The sequence below is a fragment of the Burkholderia sp. IO2 genome (assembly GCF_029522185.1).
Classification (GTDB): domain Bacteria; phylum Pseudomonadota; class Gammaproteobacteria; order Burkholderiales; family Burkholderiaceae; genus Burkholderia; species Burkholderia cenocepacia.
The window spans coordinates 1-1,304 of record NZ_JAKWFH010000140.1 but is presented as its reverse complement, the minus strand read 5'-3'; the positions used below and the strand labels follow the sequence as shown (position 1 = coordinate 1,304).

Annotated in this window: 1 protein-coding gene; it reads right to left on the bottom strand. The window is 60.8% G+C overall.

The window, feature by feature from the left end:
* Nucleotides 1-3 precede the first annotated feature (3 nt).
* The gene (locus tag MMB92_RS35170; RefSeq protein WP_062885664.1) at nt 4-1,224 is read right to left on the bottom strand and encodes an ISL3 family transposase; all 1,221 of its coding nucleotides are present in this window, start codon (nt 1,222-1,224) and stop codon (nt 4-6) included.
* Nucleotides 1,225-1,304: the final 80 nt, after the last annotated feature.

Sequence of the window (1,304 nt, the reverse complement as noted above, 5' to 3'; positions counted from 1 at the left end):
GGTTCATCGTGGATTACCGGGGAACGCGGCGCGGATCTTGAGGAAGAAGTATTCCTCGTCGCGGTACCCGTAAGCCCTGCGCTTGATGACCTTGATAGTGTTGTTGATTCCCTCGACGACGCTGGTATTGAGCGAATGGCGGCAGCGGGCCACGATTCCGTGCCAGTAACCCTGCAAGCGCTCGGCGAACTTTTGCAGGGCGGCGATCCCGCTTTGCTGAGCCTGTTCGATCCATTGCCCCCAAGCCTTTTCCGCCCAGGCTGGCTTTCGGTAGAACCAGAGCCGTTTGAGTTCGTCACGCAGCACATAGACGCATAACAGCGACTGATTGGCGGCCAGCAGCTCCTTCAGATGCACGGCCTGTTCTGGCTTCAGGTTATGACGATTGCGCAGCAGCAGCCAGCGACTGGACTTCAGGACCTTGCGGGCCGGCTTGTCATGTCGCAGTTGGTTGGCCTGATCCACCCGTACCCGATCAATCACCTCGCGACCGTACTTGGCCACGACGTGGTACAGGTCGAAGACGATTTCCGCCTGCGGGCACTGTTCCTTGATCTCCAATTCGTAGGCCGTGGTCATATCGATGGCGACCGCTTCGATGCGCTCGGCTACGCCTTCGGGGAGCTGTTCGAAGAAGGCTCGCGCCGTTTCGCGTGAACGTCCGGGCCCGACCCAGAGCACCTGTCGTCCGATCGGATCAACCACCACCGTGGCGTAGCGATGGCCTTTATGCAGCGCGAACTCGTCCATCGCCAGATAGCGGATAGTCGACCAGTCCGGTTCGGCCACGCGTGCGCGCAAGCGCATCTTGTCGATCGATTTGACCGTGTGCCAGCCCAGATCGTAGAAGGCCGCTACAGCCTGTACGCTGGCAGCCTGCAGCAGCTTCTCGCAGGCCTTCGCGAATCGCTCCGTCACCCGCTGATAGCGGCCCAGCCACGCCAGCTTCTCCAGTCGCGGGCCGCCGCAGTGTTCGCACCAGATCCGGCGTCGAGGCACGTGCAGCACGACCCGGTACTCGAACAGCGGCAGATCGCGCACTCGACGAACCGTCGTCTCGTGGATTTGCTGGCAGCGCGCACCGCATTGCTCGCAGTACATGACCTTGCTGACCGGCTTCAGATACAGCGACAGCGTGCGCGCTTCTCCTTGCGGCCATTCCACCCGCTCCAACCGATAGCCGGTCCAGCAGCCCAGTGCCTGAAGTGCCTTGCGATCGAGCAATTCTTCCTCCGACATCCTCAAAATCAGGTGTCAGATTATGCAATCGCTCGAAAACCCTCCACGGTTTCCTGCGATGAACC